We start from the raw sequence: 23,463 nt of genomic DNA, 5'->3' as shown, positions 1-23,463 counted from the left end.
TTCGTCGATTCGTGTCGGGTAAGGGGTGATTACTTACCGAACACGAACGGCATAACGATGCCGATGAGGGCGAGCGCCTCACAGAAGGCGAAGCCCAGGATCTGGTTGGCGCGGATCAGACCGGCCGCCTCGGGCTGGCGGGCCAGGGCCTGGGTGCCGTTGCCGAAGATGATGCCGACGCCGATGCCGGGGCCGATCGCGGCGAGACCGTAACCGATGGAGCCGACGGAACCGTGAACACCAGCGGTGGCGGCGAGGGTCTCAAGAGCGGACATGCCGGTTCTTCCTTCTCTTTACTGGACCGGTGGGGGTTGGCCACCGGACGTCTGGGGGTTGGCGGGGGTGGTACGGCTCAGTGGTGCTCGGCGAGAGCGCCCTGAATGTAGGAGCAGGCCAGCAGCACGAAGACGTACGCCTGGACGGCCTGGACGAAGAGCTCGAAGAGGATCATGGCCATCGTCATCACGAAGGAGACGCCGGCGCCCACGACCAGCCAGCTGTTGAGCAGGTACCAGGAGGCCACGGTGAACATGACCAGCATCAGGTGACCGGCGAACATGTTGGCGAACAGTCGCACCGCGTGCGTGAACGGGCGGACCAGCAGGTTCGAGAAGAACTCGATGAGCATGACCAGGGGCAGCACGGCGCCGAGCGACTTGTCGTAGCCCGTGACGTTCTTGAAGAAGCCGACGAAGCCGTGCTTCTTGAAGGTCAGCGAGACCCAGGTGATGTAGACGATCGCGGCGAGCACCGCCGGGTAGGCGATGATCGACGACACCGGGAACTGCGCCAGCGGGATCACGGACCAGACGTTCATGATCCAGACGAAGAAGAAGAGGGAGACCATGAGCGGCACCCACTTCTCGCCCTCGCGCTTGCCGAGGGTCTCGTAGACGATGCCGCGGCGCACGAAGTCGTAGCCGGCCTCGCCGACCATCTGCAGCTTGCCCGGGACGACCTTGGCCTTGCCGAAGGCGGCCCAGAAGAAGGCGACGATGAGCAGGGTGGTGACGAGCGCGAGCAGCATCACCTTGTTGAACTCGAAGCCCCCGACCGTGACGAGCGGCTTGAACAGGAAGGACTCGAGGCCCGGGGCCGGGAAACCGCACCCGTTGTCGGACAGGACCCGACAACTCCAGTCAAAGGCGAGCTGGGTCTGGTCAGCACTCACCGCGGGCTCCTTCGGCGTGACGCATGGGTACGGCAACCTCGTTGTGTCGGCGCGGCGCACGGCCGCGGATCGGCACCGGACTTGGTGTTACGGATGTGGGGGCGGCTGGGGGCATCGAGCCTCGCGATCGAGCAGGCGTCAGCTCAGATGCCCGCGCCCGCGATGCCGCAGTTGGCACCGGACGATAGCAGGAGATCTCACAAGCCTTTATCCCGCCCCTACCCCTCACGGCCTCGGCCCTGTCTTCTCGGGCTTCTCACTCTTCTCGGAGTCCGGGTCGACGTAGAAGATCTTGGCCTTCATGTGCGCGCGAGCCTGCGCGGCCATCCACACGACGGTCGCGACGACGAGCGACACGGCGAACGTCTTCGCGTTGAAGAGAGAGGTGTCCTTGAAAACAGCGACGAAGATCAGGAGGAGCAGCAGCTGCGCGACGTAGAGCAACAGCCCCATCATCTGGAACAGCTGCGGGAGCGTTTTTGCCGTCCACTGCAGCACGTACAGGCCGATTCCCATGAACAGGATGGCCAGCACCGTGCCGACCGCCGCGCCGAGCGCGCCCTTGCCCCCCGCGACCGCCGCGCTCACGGCGATGGCGATCGCGCCTGCAGCCGCTGTGGGCACAGCGATCCGCAGAAGGTTCCGGGCGTCTTTGGACGGCATGGCGGCAACTCCGCTTTCACAGGGGGCAGGGTGTCGTCATGGACGAGCGTAGTCCCGGGCTGAGTGATCGAGACCTCACACCATTGGACCGTCTCACTACGGTCCTTCGGTTCTGTCCGGGGTTCTCGTGAACCGTATCACAAACTATTTGATGAGGTCTTTACCTGCTCGGTGTGCTTGCTGTCACACATGAGAGTGACAGTGCGCGTCTGTGCAGAAACCGGACCTGGTTGTCTGGTATTGGGGGAGTTTGCTCCCCCATGAGCGGGCAATGCTCTAGTCAGATTCTTACCTTGGGCGTCTTACCGACGATCAAGGAAACGCGAACGAGGGCCGATCGCGGTCGCCCCGTTGACGCCCGAGACGCCGGCGGGGACGGGCGTCCGTTCCTCGGCCTCCTGCGCCTCCTCGGCCTCCCTGGCCACAGCGGCCTCGGCCGTACGGCGGCGCAGCCGGTAGCGGGGCGGCACGAACCGCTGTGCCCACATCGGCACCCGCGGCGTGAAGCGCGGGAGCAGCAGCAGGACCAGGCCGACCGAGCTGAGGAAGACCACGCCCAGCACGATCCACATCGAGGCGGAGTTGACCGAGTACGCCAGCGTGCCGAAGGCGATCAGGGCCGACCAGAAGTACATGATCAGTACGGCCCGGCTGTGCGAGTGGCCGATCTCCAGCAGCCGGTGGTGCAGATGCCCGCGGTCCGCGGCGAACGGCGACTGGCCACGCCAGGTGCGCCGGACGATCGCGAGGACCAGGTCCGCCGCCGGCACCGCGATGATCGTCAGCGGGAGCAGCAGCGGGATGTAGACCGGCACCGTCTGGTGCACCGCCGCCTTCTCCGAACCCGCGTACAGGTTCAGCGCGTCCGGGTCGAGCTGGCCGGTGATGGAGATCGCGCCGGCCGCCAGCACCAGCCCGATCAGCATCGAGCCGGAGTCGCCCATGAAGATCCGCGCGGGATGCATGTTGTGCGGCAGGAAGCCCAGGCACATGCCCATCAGGATCGCCGCGAACAGCGTGGCGGGAGCGGCGGCCTCGATGCCGTACGACACCCAGACGCGGTAGGCGTACAGGAAGAACGCGGCCGCGGCGATGCAGACCATGCCGGCCGCGAGGCCGTCCAGGCCGTCCACGAAGTTCACCGCGTTGATCGTGATGACCACCAGCGCCACGGTCAGCAGCGTGCCCTGCCACTGGGTGAGCGCCACGTTGCCGACGCCGGGGATCGGCAGCCACAGGATGGTGAGACCCTGCACGACCATCACGCCCGCGGCGATCATCTGGCCGCCCAGCTTGATCAGCGCGTCGATCTCGAACTTGTCGTCCAGGACGCCGATCAGCCAGATCAGGGCCGCGCCGGAGAGCAGGGCCCGCGGCTCGTTCGACTTCGCGAAGACCTCGTTGAGGTTGGTCAGATGGTCCGCGGCCAGCAGGCCCGCGCACAGGCCGAAGAACATGGCGATACCGCCGAGGCGCGGAGTGGGTTCCCGGTGCACGTCACGCGCCCGGATCTCCGGCATCGCCCCGGCCACGATCGCGAACTTCCGTACCGGCCCTGTCAGCAGATACGTCACCGCAGCCGTGATGCAGAGCGTCAGCAGGTATTCACGCACAGGCTTCCCCACGGGTCTCGCTGGCCATCACAGCCCCACACCCTAGCGATGGACGTATATGGATGGGGACTTCCGGGTAGCCACGATGGTTGCACGCCTGGCTGTGGACCAGCCGCACATCGGGGTGTACGGGGCTGCGTCTACCCCCGTTCAGGCGGGATACGGCGGAAACGCACCTGTGAGAACCCGCACCTCGTCCCGTGCCGCGGCCGGCTCGGTCCCGCCGCGCAGCACGGCCGCCATCAGCGCCGCCATCCGCACCATCTCCGGTTCCCCCATGCCCTGTGTGGTCACCGCGGCCGTGCCCAGGCGCAGGCCACGGCCGTCGCCGTGCGGCAGCGCACAGCAGTCCAGCACGATCCCGGCGGCGGCGAGCCGGCCGCGCGCGGTGCGGCCGTCCACCCCGAGCGGGGCCGGGTCGGCGGTGATCAGATGAGTGTCCGTGCCGCCGGTGGTGACGGTGAGGCCCTCGGCGGCCAGGTGACCGGCGAGCACGCGCGCGTTGGCGACCACCTGATGGGTGTACACGGCGAAGGCCGGTGTTGCCGCCTCGCCGAACGCGACGGCCTTCGCGGCGATCGTGTGCATCTGGGCGCCGCCCTGGGTGAACGGGAACACCGCCCGGTCGACGCGCTCGGCCAACTCGCTCCCGCACAGGATCATCCCGCCGCGCGGACCGCGCAGCACCTTGTGGGTGGTCGCGCACACGATGTCGGCGTACGGCACCGGGCTCGGCGCCGCGCCGCCGGCGACCAGCCCGATCGGGTGCGCGGCGTCGGCGATCAGATAGGCACCGACCTCGTCGGCGACCTCGCGGAAGAAGGCGTAGTCGATGTGCCGGGGGTAGGCGATCGAGCCGCACACGATCGCCTTGGGCCGGTGGCCCAGGGCCAGGTGACGCACCTGGTCGTGGTCGATGAGCCCGGTCTCCGCGTCCACCCCGTACCCGACGAAGTCGAACCAGCGGCCGGAGAAGTTCGCGGGCGAGCCGTGGGTGAGATGGCCGCCGTAGTGCAGACCGAGGGCGAGGACGGTGTCGCCGGGGCGCAGCAGGGCGGCGTAGGCGGCCAGGACGGCGGAAGAGCCGGAGTGGGACTGGACGTTGGCGTGTTCCGCGCCGAACAGCTCCTTGGCCCGGTCGATGGCGGTGCGTTCGGCGAGGTCGACGATCTCGCAGCCGCCGTGGTGCCGGGCGCCGGGATAGCCCTCGGCGTACTTGTTGGCGAGCGCCGACCCGAGGGCGGCGAGCACGGCCGGCGAACAGAAGTTCTCGGCGGCGATCAACTGCAGGGTCGTGGACTGCCGCGCCAGTTCCGCGAGCAGGATCTCGGCCATCGCCGGGTCCTGCCGTCGCAGGACATCGGTCTCGAGGGTAGGGGTGACCGACATGGCGGGCTCCCGGGCGGTCGACGGTGACGTACGACCAATGTAGGCCGGGGATGTGCGGTATGTCCGGTATTGCAGCTCTTTACGAGGCGCTCAGGTCCGCGCCGGTACTCCGGTCAGCGCCGTCACCACCGGATCCAGTGCCTGGTGTATCTCGTCCCCGATCGACCGGAAGAACGTCAGGGGCGCCCCGTACGGGTCGTGGACCTCGTCCGCCTCGGCCGTGGGCGCCAGCAGCCACCCGCGTAGAGCGGCCGCCGCACGAACCAGGGCGCGGGCGCGCATGACCACCCCGTCGTCCAGGGGCGGCAGGGTGGCCGGATCTATCGCCCGGACCAGCCGGGTGAACTCCTTCAGGGTGAAGGTGCGCAGCCCCGCCGAATGGCCCATGGAGATGACCTGGGCGCGGTGGTCGCGGGTGGCGGTGAGCACGAGGTCGGCCCTGATGACGTGCTCGTCCAGCAACTCCCGGCCGAAGAAGCCGGAGGCGTCCGCGCCGAACTCGGCCAGCACCGCCTCCGCGTTGGCCTCCATCGGCGCGCCCTCGTGGCCCCAGGTGCCGGCGCTCTCCACGATCAGACCGCCGCCGAGCACGCCGAGCCGCTCCGCCACGAAATGGCGGGTCAGCCGCTCGGTGATGGGCGAGCGGCACACATTGCCGGTGCTGACGTGGAGGATGCGGAAGGTGTCGCGCGGAAAGCCGAACGTCGTCGTCTGCTCCGCGACACGCTCTCCGATGCCTATGCCACGCCCCGCTTCAGGGGCCGTCAATTCGCCACCTCGAGGTCGGGTACGACCTTGCGCAGCTCCTCCGGGGAGAGCGCGCCCTCGCGAAGCAGCAGCGGCACCGGGCCGCTGACGTCCACGATGGACGACGGCACGTTGCCCGGGGTGGGGCCGCCGTCGAGGTAGACGGAGACGGAGTCGCCGAGCATCTCCTGCGCGGCGTCGCAGTTCTCCGGCGCCGGGTGGCCGGTGAGGTTGGCGGAGGACACGGCCATGGGGCCGACCTCGGTGAGCAGCTCGATGGCGACGGGATGCAGGGGCATGCGGACGGCCACCGTGCCCCGGGTGTCGCCGAGGTCCCACTGCAGGGACGGCTGGTGCTTGGCGATGAGCGTCAGGGCGCCCGGCCAGAAGGCGTCGACCAGCTCCCAGGCCAGCTCGGAGAAGTCCGTGACGAGACCGTGCAGCGTGTTCGGGGAGCCGATGAGGACAGGGGTGGGCATGTTGCGGCCCCGGCCCTTGGCGGCGAGCAGGTCGGCGACCGCCTCGGAGGAGAACGCGTCGGCGCCGATGCCGTACACCGTGTCGGTCGGGAGCACCACCAGCTCGCCCCGGCGGACCGCGGACGCGGCTTCACGCAGACCCGTCACGCGGTCGGTCGCGTCGTTGGTGTCGTATCGCCGTGCCATGTCTAGCGGGCCTCCTCGTACACGTAATGCGGGACTTCGGAAAAGACTGCCGTGGGGGTGCTCACGGCAGCGCCTTGCGGGCGGTCGCGAACCGGGGGCGCTTGTTGAGGTCGGGGTGGTCGGCCGCGTCGGCCCAGCCCCGCTCCTCGGTGAAGATCCACGGCACCTGGCCGCCCTGGGTGTCGGCGTGCTCGATCACGACGACCCCGCCCGGGCGGAGCAGGCGGTGCGCGGTGCGTTCGATGCCCCGGATCAGGTCGAGACCGTCCTCGCCGGAGAACAGGGCCATCTCGGGGTCGTAGTCGCGGGCCTCGGGAGCCACGTACTCCCACTCCGTGAGCGGGATGTACGGCGGGTTGGAGATCACCAGGTCGACCTGCCCGTCGAGGTCGGGGAAGGCCGTCAGGGCGTCCCCCTGGCGCAGATCGACCCTGGAGCCCGCGACGTTCTTCCGCGTCCACACCAGGGCGTCCTCGGACAGCTCCACGGCGTGCACGCGCGAGCGCGGGACCTCCTGGGCGAGGGCGAGCGCGATGGCGCCGGAGCCGGTGCACAGGTCGACGATGCACGGCTCGACGACGTCCATGGCGCGTACGGCGTCTATGGCCCAGCCGACCACGGACTCGGTCTCGGGCCGGGGCACGAAGACGCCCGGCCCGACCTGGAGCTCCAGATAGCGGAAGTAGGCCCGCCCGGTGATGTGCTGCAGCGGCTCGCGCTGTTCGCGCCGGGCGATGACCTCCCAGTACCGGGCGTCGAAGTCCGAGTCCTTCACGGAGTGCAGTGCGCCGCGCTTCACGCCGTGCACGAACGCGGCGAGCTCCTCCGCGTCGGTGCGCGGCGAGGGCACGCCGGCGTCGGCCAGCCGCTGGGTGGCCTGGGCCACCTCGGCGAGCAGCAGGTTCACGCGAGTCCTCCGTGTCGTGCTCGTACTGGTGCTCGTACGCGTCTTACGCGGTTGCCAGCTTCGCCGCCGAGTCGGCGTCGACGCAGGCCTGGATGACCGCGTCGAGGTCTCCGTCCAGGACCTGGTCCAGGTTGTACGCCTTGAAGCCGACGCGGTGGTCCGAGATGCGGTTCTCCGGGAAGTTGTAGGTGCGGATCTTCTCGGAGCGGTCGACCGTGCGGACCTGGCTGCGGCGGGCGTCGGCGGCCTCCCGCTCGGCCTCCTCCTGCGCCATGGCGAGCAGCCTGGAGCGCAGGATACGCAGCGCCTGCTCCTTGTTCTGCAGCTGGCTCTTCTCGTTCTGGCAGGAGGCGACGACCCCGGTCGGCAGGTGCGTGATGCGCACCGCGGAGTCGGTGGTGTTGACCGACTGTCCGCCCGGGCCGGAGGAGCGGTAGACGTCGATGCGGAGGTCGTTGGGGTTGATCTCCACGTCCACCTCCTCGGCCTCCGGGGTGACGAGGACACCGGCGGCGGAGGTGTGGATACGGCCCTGCGACTCGGTGGCCGGCACGCGCTGCACGCGGTGCACACCGCCCTCGTACTTCAGCCGGGCCCACACGCCCTGGCCGGGTTCGAGCTGGCCGCGAGCCTTCACCGCGACCTGGACGTCCTTGTAGCCGCCCAGCTCGGACTCGGTGGCGTCGATGATCTCGGTCTTCCAGCCGACACGCTCGGCGTAGCGCAGGTACATGCGCAGCAGGTCGCCGGCGAAGAGCGCGGACTCGTCGCCGCCCGCGCCCGCCTTGATCTCCAGAATGACGTCCTTGTCGTCACTCGGGTCACGCGGGATCAGCAGGAAGCGGAGTTTCTCGGTGAGCTCCTCGCGCTGCTTCTCCAGGTCCTTGACCTCGGCGGCGAAGTCGGGGTCGTCGGCCGCGAACTCGCGCGCGGTCTCGATGTCGTCGCCGGCCTGCTTCCAGGAGCGGTACGTGGCGACGATCGGGGTCAGCTCGGCATAGCGCTTGTTCAGCTTGCGCGCGTTTGCCTGGTCGGCGTGGACCGACGGGTCGGCGAGCTTCTTCTCCAGATCGGCGTGCTCGGCGACGAGTTCGTCGACGGCCTCGAACATCTTGGGCTCCTGTACTGCGGTGAAGGGAAGGGCGGGCGACCAAAAACGCCGGTCCCGGGCACACCCCCACGAGGGCGTGACCGTGGACCGGCGAAATGGGGCTCGCTACTTCTTGGAGCCGGCGGCAGCCTTGCCGAAGCGGGCCTCGAAGCGGGCCACACGGCCACCGGTGTCGAGGATCTTCTGCTTGCCCGTGTAGAACGGGTGGCACTCGGAGCAGACCTCGGCCCGGATGGTGCCGGACTCGATGGTGCTGCGGGTGGTGAACGACGCGCCACAGGTGCAGCTGACCTGCGTCTCGACGTACGCGGGGTGGATGTCGCGCTTCAAGGTGTCTCCTAGGTTTCGGGAGGGCGCCGGGTCGCCGCCGCGGGGTGCGGGAGCGTGAACCGGAGCCGACGTACCAGTCTGCCAGGACTGGGGCCATCCCCCAAAACCGGGGGTGGCTGTCGCCTATTCCCTACAGGTGAGTGGGTGGTCGCCTACGGGGGCGCCTGGCGATCGCCGTGCGGGTGCGGGTGCGTGGAGGGTTCTCGCGCCCACGCGGTGGAGCCGCATATTCATTACAGCCCCGCGCCCCTCAGGGGGCGCTCACCACGCCCTTGGCTTCGCCTGTGGCCGTACCCGTCGTGGCCGGCTTCGGGATCGGGCGGTCGTTCTTCAGGGCGTCCCACACCAGCTGGGCCTTCTGCTTCTGCATGAGCACGCGGTTGGGGTTCGACGGGTCGTAGCGGACCGGCATGGTGATCATGGTCATGTGCTGGGAGCCGATGCCCTTGAGGCCGTCCGCGAAGTCGATCAGGGAGTTGACCGAGCCGAGGTCGGAGTCGGTGGTGACCGTCTTGGTGGCGGTGTCGGCGAGGTCGTAGAGCTTCTTGGGGTTGCTGAAGATGCCGACGTGCTTGACCTGGGTGAGCAGGGCCTTGACGAAGGCCTGCTGGAGCTGGATGCGGCCCAGGTCGGAGCCGTCGCCCACGCCGTGCCGAGTGCGGACCAGGCCGAGCGCCTGCCGCCCGTCGAGGGTGTGGGTGCCGGCCTGGAGGTTCAGGTGGCTCTGCGGGTCGTCGATGCTCTTCATCGTGGTGACCGGGACGCCGCCGAGGTCGTCGACGAGCTTCTGGAAGCCGGCGAAGTCGACCTCCAGGTAGTGGTCCATGCGGATGCCGGTGAGGGACTCGACGGTCTTCACCGCGCAGGCCGCGCCGCCGGTGGAGTAGGCCTCGTTGAACATCACGCCGTTCGCGGCCGGGTGCCTGGTGCCCTTGGTGTCGGTGCAGGCCGGGCGGTCGATCAGGGTGTCCCGGGGGACGGAGACCACGGCGGCCTTCTTGTGGCCCTCGTAGACGTGGACGATCATCGCCGTGTCGGAGCGGGCGCTGCCGTCGTCGGTGCCGCCGCCGAGCTTCTTGTTGGAGCCGGAGCGGCTGTCCGAGCCGAGGACCAGGATGTTCTCGGAGCCGTTGTCGATCTTCGACGGGCGGTCGTTGCCGAGGGCCTGATTGATGTCGAAGCTCTTGATGTTGCCGTTGAGCTTGAAGTACAGGTACCCCGCGCCTGTACCGCCCAGCACGACCACACCGGCGGCCGTCCACGCCGCGACGCGCAGGGCCCTGCGGCTCTTGCCGCGGCGGCCGTTGCCACTGCGGGGGCCGGGCTCACCCGGCGTGGGTATGACGGGCTCCGGCGTGCTCTCGGCGGACACATCGCTCCTAGGTCTCGTCGGTCGGTTACCCCCTGCTTTCAGGGTCAGGCGCGGTCGGTACCGCTCCATCGTCACTCCGTAAGGGCAGACGGAGAAACTCGGGCCAGGGTTGCACAACGCACAGTGCCCATCGCGTACGGCAATGGGCACTGTGTGTCACCGGGTTACGGTTGGCGAGCCTCGCTCACCTGGGGTTTCAGCCCCAGAGGTCGTATGCCTGGAAACCGGTGCCAACCGAGATTCTTGTGGCAAAGATCTCGCTGGTCGCCTTGCCGGTGCCGGGGTACAGGTAGAGCGTGCCGCCGGAGGTGCGGGCCAGGAAGTCGGCCTTGCCGTCACCGGTCACGTCGCCGACCGCGTCGAAGGCGTTGTAGCCGGTCCAGCCGCTGCGCACCTTGATCCGGGAGGCGAAGGCGCCCGTGCCGGACTTGCCGTTGCCCCGGTACAGGTACACGTCGTTGGTGCTGCTCTGGCGGGCGATCAGGTCGGCCTTGCCGTCGCCGTCGAAGTCGCCGTGGCCGCGCAGGGAGTTGTACTGGCCCCAGCCGGAGCCGACCTCGACGCGGGCGGAGAAGGAGCCGTCGCCCTTGCCCGGGTAGATCCACAGGATGCCGGAGGAGTCGACCGAGAGCAGGTCGGGCAGGTAGTCGCCGGTGACGTCGCCGGGGGCGACGGTGAACTTCCGGCTGGACCAGTTGCTGAAGATCTCCTTCTTGCTCCAGCTCTGGGTGGCAGGGATGTAGTGCAGCCAGAAGACCGCCCCGTCACTGCTGCGGCGCAGCACGAAGTCCTGGTAGCCGTCCCGGTCCAGGTCCGTCTGCAGGATCGTGTTGTAGCCGGAGAAGCTGCCCCAGGAGACGCGGGAGGCGAACGAGGTGCCCTTGGAGTCCTTCTCGTAGCCGGTGTTCGTGGAGTGCTCGCGCACGAACAGGTCGGCCTTGTGGTCGCCGCTGAGGTTGGTGTCGTCGATGCGCGGGTAGGCGGCGCCGACGTACGACTTCACCTTGCTGAACACGCTGTAGGCGCCCTTGGCGACGCAGTTCTGCACGCCCCAGGAGACGATGCCCACGATGCGGTTGTTCACGATCAGCGGGCCGCCGGAGTCGCCGTTGCAGGTGGCGGTGGTGCCGGAGTCGCTGCCGGTGGCGGGGTTGCCCGCGCAGACCATGTGGCCCGCGATGAAGTCGCTGCCGTAGGCGCCGGAGCAGGTGCTGTCGGACTGGATCGGCAGGGTCGCCGTCTTCAGCGTCTGCGAGATGTCGCCGCTGGTGGAGCTGGTGCGGCCCCAGCCGTAGACCTTGGCGCTGGTGCCGGCCGCGTAGGACGCCGTGTCGGTCGACGTCGTCATGCGGATCGGCGTGGCCTTGATCGGGCTCGGCAGGGTCAGTACGGCGATGTCGTTGTCGATGGTCGTCGCGTTGTACGACGGGTGGTTCCACTGCCGCCAGACGCCGGAGACCGTACCGCCGTGCACGTCGGTGTTGCCCGAGGAGTCGGTGGTGGGCAGCTGGTCGGTGCCGGTGAGGATGGCGCCGTTGGCGTGCCAGTCGAAGCCCTTGACGCAGTGCGCGGCGGTGAGGATCTTCGTCGGCGCCACCACGGCACCGCCGCAGAAGAAGCCGAGGTCGTCGCTGGTGTCGCTGGTGCCCTTGTCGTCGTAGTACCAGAGCTGGGCCATCCACGGGGCCGAGGCGATGGTGGTGGTGGTGCCGCCGATGATCATCGGGCTGACGGTCCCGGTGCCGGACGTCGTGCCCGAGGACGACGAGGACGACGGGGACGACGCGGAAGCCGTCCCGCCGCCCTTCGTGTCCTTGGTCTTCGAGGCCTTCTTGAAGTCCTTGTCGGTGGTGAGCGCACCCGCGACGCGGTGCGTCAGCTCGGTGAGGGACGCGGAGCTGGTGGCGGGCTTGACGGTCGGCGCGGCCGAGGCCGTGCTGGCGCCCGCGGAGGCGGTCAGCAGCGCGGCGGCGACGGCCGCGGCGACACCGGCGGCGGCGACGGGCAGGCCGATGCGTATGCGGCGTCTGTGCCGACCGGCGCGGGGCAGAGGCGTGGACAAAAGAGTCCCCCCATGAGCGATGAGTCAGAAGAGGCGCGTGATGTGCACCCGTACCTCTCAGCGCCAAAGGGCCGCCCCCCGTCACCGATCGACGGGGGGCGGCCCTTTTTCTTACCCAGTCTCTACCGACTAGTCGCCGTTCCCGGGCGTCGGCGTCGTCTTCTGAATCTGCATCAGGAACTCGACGTTCGACTTGGTCTGCTTCATCTTGTCGAGCAGCAGCTCGATGGCCTGCTGCTGGTCGAGCGCGTGCAGCACACGCCGCAGCTTCCAGACGATGCCCAGCTCCTCGGCACCCAGCAGGATCTCTTCCTTACGGGTACCGGACGCGTCCACGTCGACAGCCGGGAAGATCCGCTTGTCGGCGAGCTTCCGGTCGAGCTTGAGCTCCATGTTGCCGGTGCCCTTGAACTCCTCGAAGATCACCTCGTCCATGCGGGAGCCGGTGTCGACGAGAGCCGTCGCCAGGATGGTGAGCGAGCCGCCGTCCTCGATGTTGCGCGCCGCACCGAAGAAGCGCTTCGGCGGGTACAGCGCGGTCGAGTCGACACCACCGGACAGGATGCGGCCGGAGGCGGGCGCGGCCAGGTTGTACGCACGGCCCAGACGCGTGATCGAGTCGAGCAGCACGACGACGTCGTGGCCCAGCTCCACCAGACGCTTGGCGCGCTCGATGGCGAGCTCGGCGACCGTGGTGTGGTCCTCGGCCGGACGGTCGAAGGTCGAGGAGATGACCTCGCCCTTGACCGACCGCTGCATGTCGGTGACCTCTTCCGGACGCTCGTCGACGAGGACGACCATCAGGTGGCACTCGGGGTTGTTGTGCGTGATCGCGTTGGCGATCGCCTGCATGATCATGGTCTTACCGGTCTTCGGCGGGGCCACGATCAGACCGCGCTGGCCCTTACCGATCGGCGAGACCAGGTCGATGATGCGAGTGGTCAGCACGCCCGGGTCCGTCTCCAGACGGAGGCGGTCCTGCGGGTAGAGCGGGGTCAGCTTGTTGAACTCCGGGCGGCCACGGCCGTGTTCGGGCGCCATGCCGTTGACGGAGTCGAGGCGGACCAGCGCGTTGAACTTCTCGCGGCGCTCGCCCTCCTTCGGCTGACGGACCGCACCGGTGACGTGGTCGCCCTTGCGCAGGCCGTTCTTGCGGACCTGGGCGAGGGAGACGTACACGTCGTTCGGGCCCGGCAGGTAGCCGGAGGTCCGGATGAAGGCGTAGTTGTCGAGGATGTCCAGGATGCCCGCGACAGGGATCAGGACGTCGTCCTCGGCGACCTGCGGCTCGGCGATGTCGTCGCGGCCACGGCGGCCACGGCGGTCGCGGTAGCGGCCGCGACGGCCACGGCGGCCGCCCTCGAAGTCGTCGTCATCCTGCTGACGGTCCTGGCGGCCGCCCTGCTGCTGGCCCTGCGGCTGACGCTGCTGGCCACCCTGCTGGTCGTCGCCCTTGCCGCGGCGGTCGCGGTCACGCTCTCGGTCCCGGCCGCGCTCACGGCGGTCGCGGCGGCCACGGCCCTCACCGTCACCGGCCTCGCCCTGCGGCTGCTGGGCGGGCGTCTCGGCCTTGGGCTCGGCCTTGGCCTCGGCGGCGACGGTCTCGGCGCTCATCGGGGCGGGGCTGCCGGCCTCGGCGGTGGCGCGGCGGCGACGGCGCTCGGTCGGCGCGTCGTCGCTGGCGGGCTGGCCGGGGATCTCGATCTGCTGCTGGGCCACGGCCTTCTCGGCGGGGGCCTCGGTCTTGGCCTCCGCCTTCTTCTCGGCGTCCTCGCCGGTACGGGCCTTGGAGGTGGCACGGCGCTTCGGCTTGGTCTCGGTGGCGGTCTCGGCCTGGGGGGCGGCACCCCCGGCGGCCTGCGCCTCCTTGATGACCTCGATCAGCTGGCTCTTGCGCATCCGCGCGGTGCCCCTGATGCCGAGGCCCGAGGCGACCTGCTGCAACTCGGCCAGCACCATGCCCTCGAGGCCGGTACCGCGGCGCCGCCGGGAGCCGGCACCGGTGGCAGGCGCGGAGGCGTCCGTGGCGGGCGCGGCAGCGGTCTCCTCGACACGTGCGCCCATCAGATCGGTGGTGTCGCTCACGAAGGGTCCTTCCCTGGAGCGGACGTCGGCCTGTCTGGCTCGGCGACCGGTTGTGCTGTCCGGCTACGGTCCTGTCTTCCATGAACCGTGCCGGGGCGGTGGTCCGCCAAAGCGGCGGAGGAAATGTGCGGTGATTGGCGCTTCCGCGAGCCGTGGCACCCAGTGTCACGTGGCGTGGTAGCACCGATTCCGGAGCGTGCCCGGCGGCCCGCTCAGTGCCCGCATACGACGTACTGCCCAGGTACGGCGCACGGAACACGGAGTGGCGTGGGAGGCTCCCGGAAGAATGTCTGTCCCGGACTGGGACACGATGCACCTCGCCATGGTGGGGTCGGGTGCAGACTTGAGGTTAACACTACCGGATCCAACAAACATTCCCCCTCTCCAAATCCGGCAACCGTGTGTCAGGTCGCAAGCGGCAGCACGCTCGCTCCCTGGACATCGAGGTCCAGCCGGTTCGCGGCCCAGCCCGCACCCGCGAGGTGGGCGACCTTGTCGGCGCTGTCGGCGTCGGCCAGCGCCATGACGGTGGGTCCGGCGCCCGAGATGACGGCCGGGATGCCGTCGGCGCGCAGCCGCTCCACCAGCGCGGCGCTCTCCGGCATGGCCGGAGCGCGGTACTCCTGGTGGAGGCGGTCCTCGGTGGCGGGCAGCAGCAGCTCGGGGCGCCGGGTGAGGGCCTCGACGAGCAGGGCGGCACGGCCCGCGTTGGTGGCGGCGTCGACGTGCGGCACGGTGCGCGGCAGCAGGCCGCGCGCGGTCTCGGTTAGGACCGGCTTACCGGGCACGAAAACCACCGGAACGATGGAATCGCTGGGCTCCATCCTGATCGCCCGTGCGGCGCCGGACTCCATCCAGGACAGCGTGAAGCCGCCGAGCAGACACGCGGCCACGTTGTCGGGGTGGCCCTCGATCTCGGTGGCCAGCTCCAGCAGCGCCGCGTCGTCCAGGCGGGCCTCGCCGCCTATGGTCACCGTGCGGGCGGCGACGATGCCGGCGCAGATGGCGGCGGAGGAGGAGCCGAGGCCACGGCCGTGCGGGATGCGGTTGGCGCAGACGATCTCCAGGCCGCGGGGCTGTCCGCCCAGCAGATCGAAGGCGGTGCGCAGGGAGCGGACGAGAAGGTGAGACTCGTCACGCGGAAGGGTTTCGCTGCCCTCCCCCGCGATGTCGATGTGCAGCCCGGAGTCGGCCACCCGGACGACCACGTCGTCGTAGAGCCCCAGCGCGAGGCCGAGGGCGTCGAAGCCCGGGCCGAGATTGGCGCTGGTGGCGGGAACGCGCACCCGGACGGCGGCGGCGCGGAACGCTGGACCGGCCATCGCTCGTTGACTCTCCTTGAGCTGCGTGACTGTCGAAGACATTCGATACGTACGTGGAGACCCTCCGGCCGCGCAGACGGCGCGGCGTCGCCCATGTGCGCAGCCCTGTGCCGGGCATATGCAACGGGCGGGTTCAGTACAGCCTATCGAAGGAAGGTTGTGTGGCGACATAGGGCGCACAGGAGGCGCACGATGCGTGTCGTAAGCCCCCTGTGCACCCTGTCAGGGGTTTTCCAGGATTCAGGCGAGGCCGAGGCGCTCGGCGGCGGCGGCCGCGTCGACCGGGACGGTGACCGGCTGCGGGGCGCCGGCGACGGCCCAGTCGGGGTCCTTGAGGCCGTTGCCCGTGACGGTGCACACGATGCGCTGCCCCGGGTCGACCTTGCCCTGTTCGGCGGCCTTCAGCAGACCGGCCACGGAGGCGGCGGAGGCGGGCTCCACGAAGACGCCCTCCTGCGCGGCCAACAGGCGGTAGGCGCGCAGGATTTCACGGTCCGTCACCTCGTCGATGACACCGCCCGACTCGTCGCGCGCGGCGAGGGCGTACTGCCAGGAGGCGGGGTTGCCGATGCGGATGGCGGTGGCGATGGTCGACGGGTCCTTGACCACCTCGCCGCGCACGATCGGGGCGCTGCCGGAGGCCTGGAAGCCCCACATCCGGGGGGTCCCGGAGGCGATGCCGTCGGCGGCGTACTCCGTGTAGCCCTTCCAGTAGGCGGTGATGTTGCCCGCGTTGCCCACCGGGAGGACGTGGATGTCGGGTGCGTCGCCGAGCATGTCCACGATCTCGAAGGAGGCCGTCTTCTGGCCCTCGATACGCACCGGGTTGACCGAATTGACCAACGCCACCGGGTAGTTCTCGCTCAGCGAGCGCGCGAGGGTGAGGCAGTCGTCGAAGTTGCCGTCGACCTGGAGGATCTTCGCACCGTGCACGAGGGCCTGGCCCATCTTGCCGAGGGCGATCTTGCCCTGCGGGACGAGCACGGCCGAGACCATGCCGGCCCGCACGGCGTAAGCGGCGGCGGAGGCCGACGTGTTGCCGGTGGAGGCGCAGATCACCGCCTTCGCCCCCTCCTCCTTGGCCTTGGAGATGGCCATGGTCATGCCGCGGTCCTTGAAGGACCCGGTGGGGTTGGCGCCCTCCACCTTCAGGTGGACCTCACAGCCCGTGCGCTCGGAGAGCACCTGCGCGGGCACGAGGGGCGTACCGCCCTCGCGGAGCGTCACGACCGGCGTGGTGTCGGATACCGGCAGCCGGTCCCGGTACTCCTCGATGATTCCGCGCCACTGGTGGGTCATTGCTGGTTACTCTCCTTCAACCCGCATGATGCTGGCGACACCCCGCACGGTGTCGAGCTTGCGCAGCGCCTCGACGGTCCCGGACAGGGAGGCGTCGGACGCGCGGTGGGTGACGACGACGAGGGAGGCCTCGCCGTCCTTGCCCTGCTGGCGCACCGTATCGATCGACACCCCGTGCTCGGCGAACACGGTCGCGACCTGGGCGAGAACACCCGGTTTGTCGGCGACGTCGAGGCTGATGTGGTAGCGCGTGACGACCTCGCCCATGGGCGAGACGGGCAGGGCGGCGTACGCCGACTCACCGGGCCCCGTTGCGCCGTTGAGCCGGTTGCGGCAGACGGCGACGAGGTCGCCGAGCACGGCGGAGGCGGTCGGGGAACCGCCGGCGCCGGGGCCGTAGAACATCAGCTGACCGGCGGCATCGCTCTCCACGAAAACGGCGTTGTACGCGCCGCGCACGGAGGCGAGCGGGTGGGTCAGCGGAATCATGGCGGGATGCACGCGCGCGGTGACGGACGCCCCGTCCTTCGAGCGCTCGCAGATCGCGAGCAGCTTGATGGTGCAGCCCATCTCCTTCGCCGAGCGGAAGTCGGCGGCGGTGACTTCGGCCATGCCCTCGCGGTAGACGTCGTCGAGGCGCACGCGCGTGTGGAAGGCGATCCCGGCGAGGATGGCGGCCTTGGCGGCGGCGTCGAAGCCCTCGACGTCGGCGGTCGGGTCGGCTTCGGCGTACCCGAGGGCGGTGGCCTCGTCGAGCGCCTCCTGGTAGCCGGCGCCGGTGGAGTCCATCTTGTCGAGGATGAAGTTGGTCGTGCCGTTGACGATCCCCATCACCCGGTTGATCTTGTCGCCGGCGAGGGACTCGCGCAGCGGGCGGATGAGCGGGATGGCACCGGCGACGGCGGCCTCGTAGTAGAGGTCCTTGCCGTGCTCCTCCGCCTCCGCGTGCAGGGCGGCCCCGTCCTGGGCGAGCAGGGCCTTGTTGGCGGAGACGACGGAGGCCCCGTGCTCGAAGGCGGTGGTGATGAGGGACCGCGCGGGCTCGATCCCGCCGATCACCTCGACCACCACATCGATGTCGCCGCGTTTGACGAGGGCGGTGGCGTCGGTGGTGACGAGGGCCGGGTCGATGCCCTCGCGCACCTTGCTGGGGCGCCGTACGGCCACGCCCGCGAGCTCCACGGGCGCTCCGATCCTCGCTGCGAGGTCGTCGGCGTGCGTCGTCATGATGCGCGCCACCTCTGAGCCGACAACCCCACAGCCCAGCAGCGCCACCTTCAGCGGACGCGTACGCATCATCCGACCTCGTTTCCTCATACCGTCTACGGTTGGACCAGTCTCACTCACCGGACGGGAGTTTCTACCCTTCGTCCGGATCGTGAGACATCTATTTCATTTGTTCGGGGGTGGAAGACCGTAGATCTTCCGTCCCCGTGAGCTGGTGTCATGCGCTGGTGTCAGCCGACGTCGAGACGCAGGAGATCCTCCTCCGTCTCGCGCCGGACGATCACCCGCGCCTCGCCGTCCTTCACCGCGACGACGGGCGGCCGCAGCACATGGTTGTAGTTGCTGGCCATGGACCGGCAGTACGCACCGGTGGCCGGTACGGCGATGAGATCCCCCGGCGCCAGGTCGGCGGGCAGGAACGCGTCCTTGACCACGATGTCCCCGCTCTCGCAGTGCTTGCCGACCACACGGGCGAGCATGGGCTCGGCACTGGAGGTCCGGGACACGAGGGCGACGCTGTACTCGGCGTCGTACAGGGCCGTGCGGATGTTGTCGGACATGCCGCCGTCGACGGACACGTACGTCCGCAGCCCCTCCAGCGGCTTGACGGTGCCGACCTCGTACAGCGTGAAGGCGGTCGGCCCGACGATGGCGCGCCCGGGCTCGACGGAGATGCGGGGGGTGCGCAGCCGGGCGGCCTCGCACTCGCGCGTGACGATCTCGGTGAGCGCCTTGGCGATCTCGTGGGGTTCGCGGGGGTCGTCGTCGCTCGTGTAGGCGATACCGAGCCCACCGCCGAGGTCGATCTCGGGCAGCTCGACGCCATGCTCGTCCCGAATGTCCTTGAGCAGCCCGACAACGCGGTGCGCGGCGACCTCGAAGCCGGACATGTCGAAGATCTGCGACCCGATGTGGGAGTGGATCCCGATCAGCTCGAGCCCGTCGAGCTGCAGCGCCCGCCGCACGGCCTCCGCGGCCTGCCCCCCGGCCAGCGGAATCCCGAACTTCTGGTCCTCATGGGCGGTGGCGATGAACTCGTGCGTGTGCGCCTCGACCCCGACGGTGATCCGAATCTGGACCTTCTGCCGCTTGCCCAGGGACTGCGCGATGTGGGCGACGCGCACGATCTCCTGGAAGGAGTCCAGCACGATCCGCCCGACACCGGCCTCGATGGCGCGACGGATCTCGTCCGTGGACTTGTTGTTGCCGTGGAAGGCGATGCGCTCGGCCGGCATGCCGGCGGACAGGGCGGTGGCCAGCTCGCCCCCGGAGCACACGTCGAGGTTGAGCCCTTCCTCATTGAGCCACCGCACGACGGCACGGGACAGGAACGCCTTCCCCGCGTAGAACACATCGGCGTCGGCCCCGAAGGCGGTACGCCACGCACGCGCGCGTGCACGGAAGTCGGCCTCGTCGAGGATGTAGGCGGGGGTGCCGTGCTCTTCGGCGAGGGTCTTCACATCGACGCCTCCGACGGTGACGGCCCCGTCGGCGTTGCGCCCGACGGTCTGGGCCCAGACCTTGTGGTCGAGGGCGTTGAGGTCGGCGGGCGGCGCGTAGTAGTGCCCCTCGGGCAGGACGTCGGCGTGGCGGGGCCCGGCGGGATGGGCGGAACGGCTCATGACGGTGACTCTCAGACTCTCTGTCTCTCTCCGGGCGTCTCTCGCGAGGGGCCTCAGAGGTGTTCGGGTGCGTCGATGCCGAGCAGGGACAGGCCGCCGGCCAGCACCGTCCCGGCGGCTTCGGCGAGGGCGAGCCGGGCGCGGTGGGCGGCCGAGGGTTTCTCCTCGCCGCAGGGCAGCACGGAGGGCAGAAAGGGCAGCACGGCATCGGCAACGGTGACGAGATGCCGGGCAAGCCGGTCCGGGGCACGGTGGGTGGCGGCCGCGGTGAGGATGCGGGGGTGGTCGGCCAGGGGGGTGAGGAGGGTGGGGATGGCAGGTATGTCGCGGGAAGTGCTGGTGGCGGTGGTGTGGCTGCCCTTGGCGGTGGTGTGGCTGCCCTTGGCGGCGATGGCGGGGGCAGTGTCTGCAGAGCGGCTGGTATCGGTCTGACCGGCGTCGACGGAGGGGCTGGTGTCGAGCGGACCGGGTTCGGCGGCGAAGCCCAGGCGGGCGGCGCTGCGGCTGAGGGACCGGACGCGGGCGTGGGCGTACCGCACCCGGAACAGCGGATTGCTCTCCCGCTGGACCAGATGATCGGCGGTGATGCGGGGCCGGTCGTGCGGGGCGGGGTGCAGCAGGGCCCACTGGGAGGCGTCGTGGCCCAGCGGCGCGGGATCCTCCGGCGCGGGCACGGGCCGCAGATCGACGGGCTCACCATGCTCGACGGTGGCCCGCCCGCCCTGCGTGGCGACGATCCGTACGACGGCGTCCGCGACGACCTCGGCCCGCACCTCGTACGGCACCCGCAGCGCGACGACCTGCCCGGCGAGGGCGTCACCATGACCGTACGAGGCCCCACGGGCCCGGATCTCCCGGACGAGCCCGGTGACGAGGTCGGCCTGCGCGTCCAGGCTGATGTTCAGAAACCCGGGCCCGGTCACGACGACATCCCGGATCCCGTCGGCACCGACGAGCCGGGGCCGCAGAATCTCGGCGACCCGCCGCGGGGGCTGCCCGGCCGGCCGGGCGAGCTGCAGAGCGACGTTGGTGGCGAAGTCCCCGCACCCCCCGGGCCCCGGCTCGGTCACCACGACCCGCTCGGGCACGCTCACACTCAGCTCCCCCTCATCGACAGCACACCGCACCGCGTGCAGCACGGTGCGGGACAACTCGACGGGGGTCACGGGACAAGCGTAGGGGAGGAAGGGAGTGGGTAGCCGAAACGGTCCTTACTGTGGGACGGCCCTCTGACCGGCCCCGGATCCCCCACCGTTCCCTGACCACCTAACCACCGGACGAAATCCCACCCGGCACACCATCGGAGACCCCGTCGGAGATCCCATCGGCGACGCCCCCCGGAACCCTGCCGCCGCCCCCGCCCCCATCCGCGCCACCATCCCCGTCCTCGTCATCATCCCCGTCGCCGCTCCCGCCCCGGCCTCGATGCCCTCCGCCTCCCTGCCCTCCGTCTGCCCCGTCACCGTCGCCCCCGCGCTCGATCAGCTGCTTGACGAGGCGTACGAGTTCGGAGGGCTCGAAGGGCTTGGCGAGGAAGGCGTCCACGCCGACGTCGAGACCGGTGTCGACCTCGTACTGCGTGCACGCACTGATGATGGCGAGGGGCAGATGGTGCGTACGGGGGTCGGCGCGGAGCCGGGCGGCGGTGCGCAGGCCGTCCAGCCGGGGCATGACGACGTCGAGCGTCACGACATCGGGCCGCACCTGGTGCACCACATCCAGACACTCGGCACCATCGGCCGCGGTCACGACCTCCAGCCCTTCCAGCTCGAGGTTGACCCTGATCAGCTGCCGGATGACCTTGTTGTCGTCCACAACAAGCACCCGACCCGAGGCGCCTGACACAAGTCGAGAGTAGGTCCGGACCGGCCACCGCGTCCGGGTTTTCCCCACTTCCACCCCGTACAGGGGACCCGTCCACCTCACCGAGGGCACGGGCCTGCTCCGTACAGGCGAAGTCCACCGCACCCGGACGACCTGCCCGCCCCGCACTAAGCCCGTTTCCGCCCCTCACGAAAGGGCAGGCCCGCCCCACACGGACCCGTCCACCATGGGCAATGACCCCGCCCTGTTCGCCACCGGGGAAACGGGTTCCTGATCACCTCGCCGGACCTGCTAGTCTTCTACCCGTCGCCGCGAGCAAAGAGCTCCGCAGCCGACACGCCCCCGTAGCTCAGGGGATAGAGCAACGGCCTCCGGAGCCGTGTGCGCAGGTTCGAATCCTGCCGGGGGCACTCGCCGAGGATCAGCAAGGATCAACCGCTGACCAGGGCGGATGCCGACAGAAGAGGGCGGGAGTCAGTCTCACTGACTCCCGCCCTCTCTCGTTGTCTCTCGGTGTTCGTGACACACCTCCGACACGCTCGGGCGCCGGCTTCAGCTCCTGCGGACCATTCCTCAGCTCAGCTGGCTCCTAGCCTCTGCGACATCCGGCCAACGGGCATGCAGCGAGCTTGGACGCGGACAGAATTCACAAAGCGTGATCGGCAGGTAGACATATAACGCTGGGGTGCGTCACAGTGGCTGCCCCTTGCAGGACTACCGGCGCCGGAAGCCATGGGGGGTGGAGGGGGCCGCATGGCCTGCGATGGTGATAGAGATCATCGGTCATGGGGGGGCAAGATGCGAATAGAAGTGTCACATTGGGTAAATGCGGTACTCCTCTTCGGGACTGTCACGGTTTTTATAAAAGTGGTAATCGAGAGGATATGTGGCCGCCTTGCGGTTGACAAACCGTGGCGCCACGGAAAATATCTCCCTGTGCCAGGATTGCGCGCATCCCTCTCCCGCGAGATCGCAGAGACAGATAGCGGACGCTGCCTGGAAATATGTCAAAGCCACGGCAGGCCCATGGTCGTTACCGTAGATAGATTGAAGACGGAGTTGATGCGAGCGTGGTCTAGCACAACTGCGCTGCGCAGAATGGACTGGGTAGCCATTGTCGCATTCGAACTTGTGTGGGCGACCGCAGTCATGTGGCCAGGGTGGGCTTACAGGGGCGAGGATCTCTGGTCGAACATGCTTTTTCCAACAGGTGAGTTGGAAGACCAGGCCACCCTCCTCGGGGTGCTCGCTGGCACCTCCTTCGGGATTCTGCACTACCGCGAACAGGCTTCGATATGGCGACTACAAAACAGTGACCACGAGGCACTACTCCTCTGCGTCGCGATACTTCAAGAACACAGCAGGACAGCCGGAAGCGGGGTAACAGGATCTGCGGCCACTCAGGAAATACCTTCGCTCTGCTCCTGGCTAGAATCTTTCGCCGAGCACGGGCCATCTCTATGGGGTCCAGGTCTTAGAGAAGCTGCCACTAGACACATAGCCGTGGTCACGAATCAACTTATGCGATACTCCCGTGGAGTTCTCACGGACGGCAGCGAAAGGGTCCCTGAAGGCTCTCGCCTAGTCTCAACGCTGCTTGATCGGATCATCGAAAAACGATGGCTGCATCTACTCGATGTTGAGGACGCCGAAGAATCCGTTACCTCGGACACGATGCACACGCCGTCAGAGAAGCGTGACGCTTGGATTATCGTCGTTAGTTCCTTCGCTGCTGCGGCAGCGCTCGCTGGCGCGACGCGTGTGGGCGTACCTCTGACAGCAGCAATACCTGCCGCACTCATCTTTCTCATGGGCCCCGCAGCATTGTGGGGAAGCCAACACCTAGGAGTGACCCCGCAAGCGCTCCTCGATACAGCGCGATCCTCAATAACCCGCTCGGGACAGGACAGCGCCGGCAGCACGCAAGTTTCTGAAGAGTCAAACAGGAGCGACGCAGCCACCTAAGAGCTCATAACACGATCTTGTTGTGGTGCCCTGATTGGGCGTGACCAGTACGACGATTCTGCCGTTCGTGAGGTGTGAGGAACCGGCCG

The 23,463-nt window shown here is 68.9% G+C and carries 19 protein-coding genes and 1 tRNA gene; 1 reads left to right on the top strand and 19 read right to left on the bottom strand.

Going from position 1 to position 23,463, the window contains the following annotated elements; genetic code table 11:
* Positions 1-29 precede the first annotated feature (29 nt).
* The 19 genes from atpE to AB0M27_RS24625 all read right to left on the bottom strand — a co-directional run bounded on the left by atpE (position 30) and on the right by AB0M27_RS24625 (position 21,430).
* The gene (gene atpE / locus AB0M27_RS24715; RefSeq protein ID WP_059130009.1) at positions 30-275 is read right to left on the bottom strand and encodes an ATP synthase F0 subunit C; all 246 of its coding nucleotides are present in this window, start codon (positions 273-275) and stop codon (positions 30-32) included.
* 77 nt (positions 276-352) lie between these two features.
* Entirely contained in the window at positions 353-1,123 is a 771-nt protein-coding gene (gene atpB / locus AB0M27_RS24710; RefSeq protein ID WP_365724265.1) for a F0F1 ATP synthase subunit A, read from the bottom strand.
* A 273-nt stretch (positions 1,124-1,396) separates the two neighbouring features.
* Positions 1,397-1,834, bottom strand: coding sequence for a hypothetical protein (locus AB0M27_RS24705; protein ID WP_365724138.1), 438 nt, complete (start codon positions 1,832-1,834; stop codon positions 1,397-1,399).
* A 302-nt stretch (positions 1,835-2,136) separates the two neighbouring features.
* Complete coding sequence (locus AB0M27_RS24700; protein ID WP_365724264.1) at positions 2,137-3,447, bottom strand: MraY family glycosyltransferase; 1,311 nt, start codon at positions 3,445-3,447, stop codon at positions 2,137-2,139.
* Positions 3,448-3,597: 150 nt separating this feature from the next.
* Positions 3,598-4,836, bottom strand: a complete 1,239-nt coding sequence (gene glyA, locus AB0M27_RS24695) for a serine hydroxymethyltransferase (protein WP_365724136.1) — start codon at positions 4,834-4,836, stop codon at positions 3,598-3,600.
* A gap of 90 nt (positions 4,837-4,926) precedes the next feature.
* On the bottom strand, positions 4,927-5,604 hold the full coding sequence (locus AB0M27_RS24690) for a protein-tyrosine-phosphatase (protein ID WP_356310238.1): 678 nt from the start codon (positions 5,602-5,604) through the stop codon (positions 4,927-4,929).
* Positions 5,601-6,248, bottom strand: coding sequence for an L-threonylcarbamoyladenylate synthase (locus tag AB0M27_RS24685; protein WP_365724134.1), 648 nt, complete (start codon positions 6,246-6,248; stop codon positions 5,601-5,603). Before AB0M27_RS24685 ends, AB0M27_RS24690 begins: the two co-directional genes overlap by 4 nt.
* Before the next feature lie 61 nt (positions 6,249-6,309).
* Positions 6,310-7,155, bottom strand: a complete 846-nt coding sequence (gene prmC, locus AB0M27_RS24680) for a peptide chain release factor N(5)-glutamine methyltransferase (RefSeq protein WP_351799915.1) — start codon at positions 7,153-7,155, stop codon at positions 6,310-6,312.
* A gap of 43 nt (positions 7,156-7,198) precedes the next feature.
* Positions 7,199-8,266 (bottom strand): peptide chain release factor 1, encoded by a 1,068-nt coding sequence (gene prfA / locus AB0M27_RS24675; RefSeq protein ID WP_365724132.1) that lies wholly within the window; start codon positions 8,264-8,266, stop codon positions 7,199-7,201.
* 105 nt (positions 8,267-8,371) lie between these two features.
* The gene (gene rpmE / locus AB0M27_RS24670) at positions 8,372-8,596 is read right to left on the bottom strand and encodes a 50S ribosomal protein L31 (protein ID WP_014675000.1); all 225 of its coding nucleotides are present in this window, start codon (positions 8,594-8,596) and stop codon (positions 8,372-8,374) included.
* A 250-nt stretch (positions 8,597-8,846) separates the two neighbouring features.
* Positions 8,847-9,968, bottom strand: a complete 1,122-nt coding sequence (locus tag AB0M27_RS24665) for an LCP family protein (protein ID WP_365724129.1) — start codon at positions 9,966-9,968, stop codon at positions 8,847-8,849.
* A gap of 196 nt (positions 9,969-10,164) precedes the next feature.
* The gene (locus AB0M27_RS24660; protein WP_365724262.1) at positions 10,165-11,988 is read right to left on the bottom strand and encodes a trypsin-like serine protease; all 1,824 of its coding nucleotides are present in this window, start codon (positions 11,986-11,988) and stop codon (positions 10,165-10,167) included.
* Between the two features lie 171 nt (positions 11,989-12,159).
* Positions 12,160-14,115 carry a transcription termination factor Rho gene (gene rho / locus AB0M27_RS24655; protein WP_365724127.1) on the bottom strand — a complete coding sequence of 652 codons (1,956 nt, stop codon included), beginning with the start codon at positions 14,113-14,115 and terminating at the stop codon, positions 12,160-12,162.
* Between the two features lie 404 nt (positions 14,116-14,519).
* Positions 14,520-15,437 carry a homoserine kinase gene (thrB, locus tag AB0M27_RS24650; RefSeq protein ID WP_365724125.1) on the bottom strand — a complete coding sequence of 306 codons (918 nt, stop codon included), beginning with the start codon at positions 15,435-15,437 and terminating at the stop codon, positions 14,520-14,522.
* A gap of 240 nt (positions 15,438-15,677) precedes the next feature.
* Complete coding sequence (gene thrC, locus AB0M27_RS24645) at positions 15,678-16,736, bottom strand: threonine synthase (protein ID WP_365724123.1); 1,059 nt, start codon at positions 16,734-16,736, stop codon at positions 15,678-15,680.
* A gap of 6 nt (positions 16,737-16,742) precedes the next feature.
* Positions 16,743-18,035: a homoserine dehydrogenase gene (locus AB0M27_RS24640; protein ID WP_365724121.1), complete on the bottom strand. Its 1,293-nt coding sequence runs from the start codon at positions 18,033-18,035 to the stop codon at positions 16,743-16,745.
* A 158-nt stretch (positions 18,036-18,193) separates the two neighbouring features.
* Positions 18,194-19,585: a diaminopimelate decarboxylase gene (lysA, locus tag AB0M27_RS24635; RefSeq protein WP_365724118.1), complete on the bottom strand. Its 1,392-nt coding sequence runs from the start codon at positions 19,583-19,585 to the stop codon at positions 18,194-18,196.
* A gap of 53 nt (positions 19,586-19,638) precedes the next feature.
* Positions 19,639-20,751 carry an ArgS-related anticodon-binding protein NrtL gene (gene nrtL / locus AB0M27_RS24630; protein WP_365724116.1) on the bottom strand — a complete coding sequence of 371 codons (1,113 nt, stop codon included), beginning with the start codon at positions 20,749-20,751 and terminating at the stop codon, positions 19,639-19,641.
* 100 nt (positions 20,752-20,851) lie between these two features.
* Positions 20,852-21,430 (bottom strand): response regulator, encoded by a 579-nt coding sequence (locus tag AB0M27_RS24625; RefSeq protein ID WP_365724114.1) that lies wholly within the window; start codon positions 21,428-21,430, stop codon positions 20,852-20,854.
* 317 nt (positions 21,431-21,747) lie between these two features.
* On the opposite strand from AB0M27_RS24625, the gene AB0M27_RS24620 reads away from it, so the two are divergent.
* A tRNA-Arg gene (locus tag AB0M27_RS24620) sits at positions 21,748-21,819 on the top strand.
* Positions 21,820-23,463: the final 1,644 nt, after the last annotated feature.

The organism is Streptomyces sp. NPDC052107, from assembly GCF_040680215.1.
In the GTDB taxonomy this organism is placed as follows: domain Bacteria; phylum Actinomycetota; class Actinomycetes; order Streptomycetales; family Streptomycetaceae; genus Streptomyces.
Note: the sequence above shows the minus strand (reverse complement) of the source record. Positions and strands in the feature narration are given on the sequence as shown.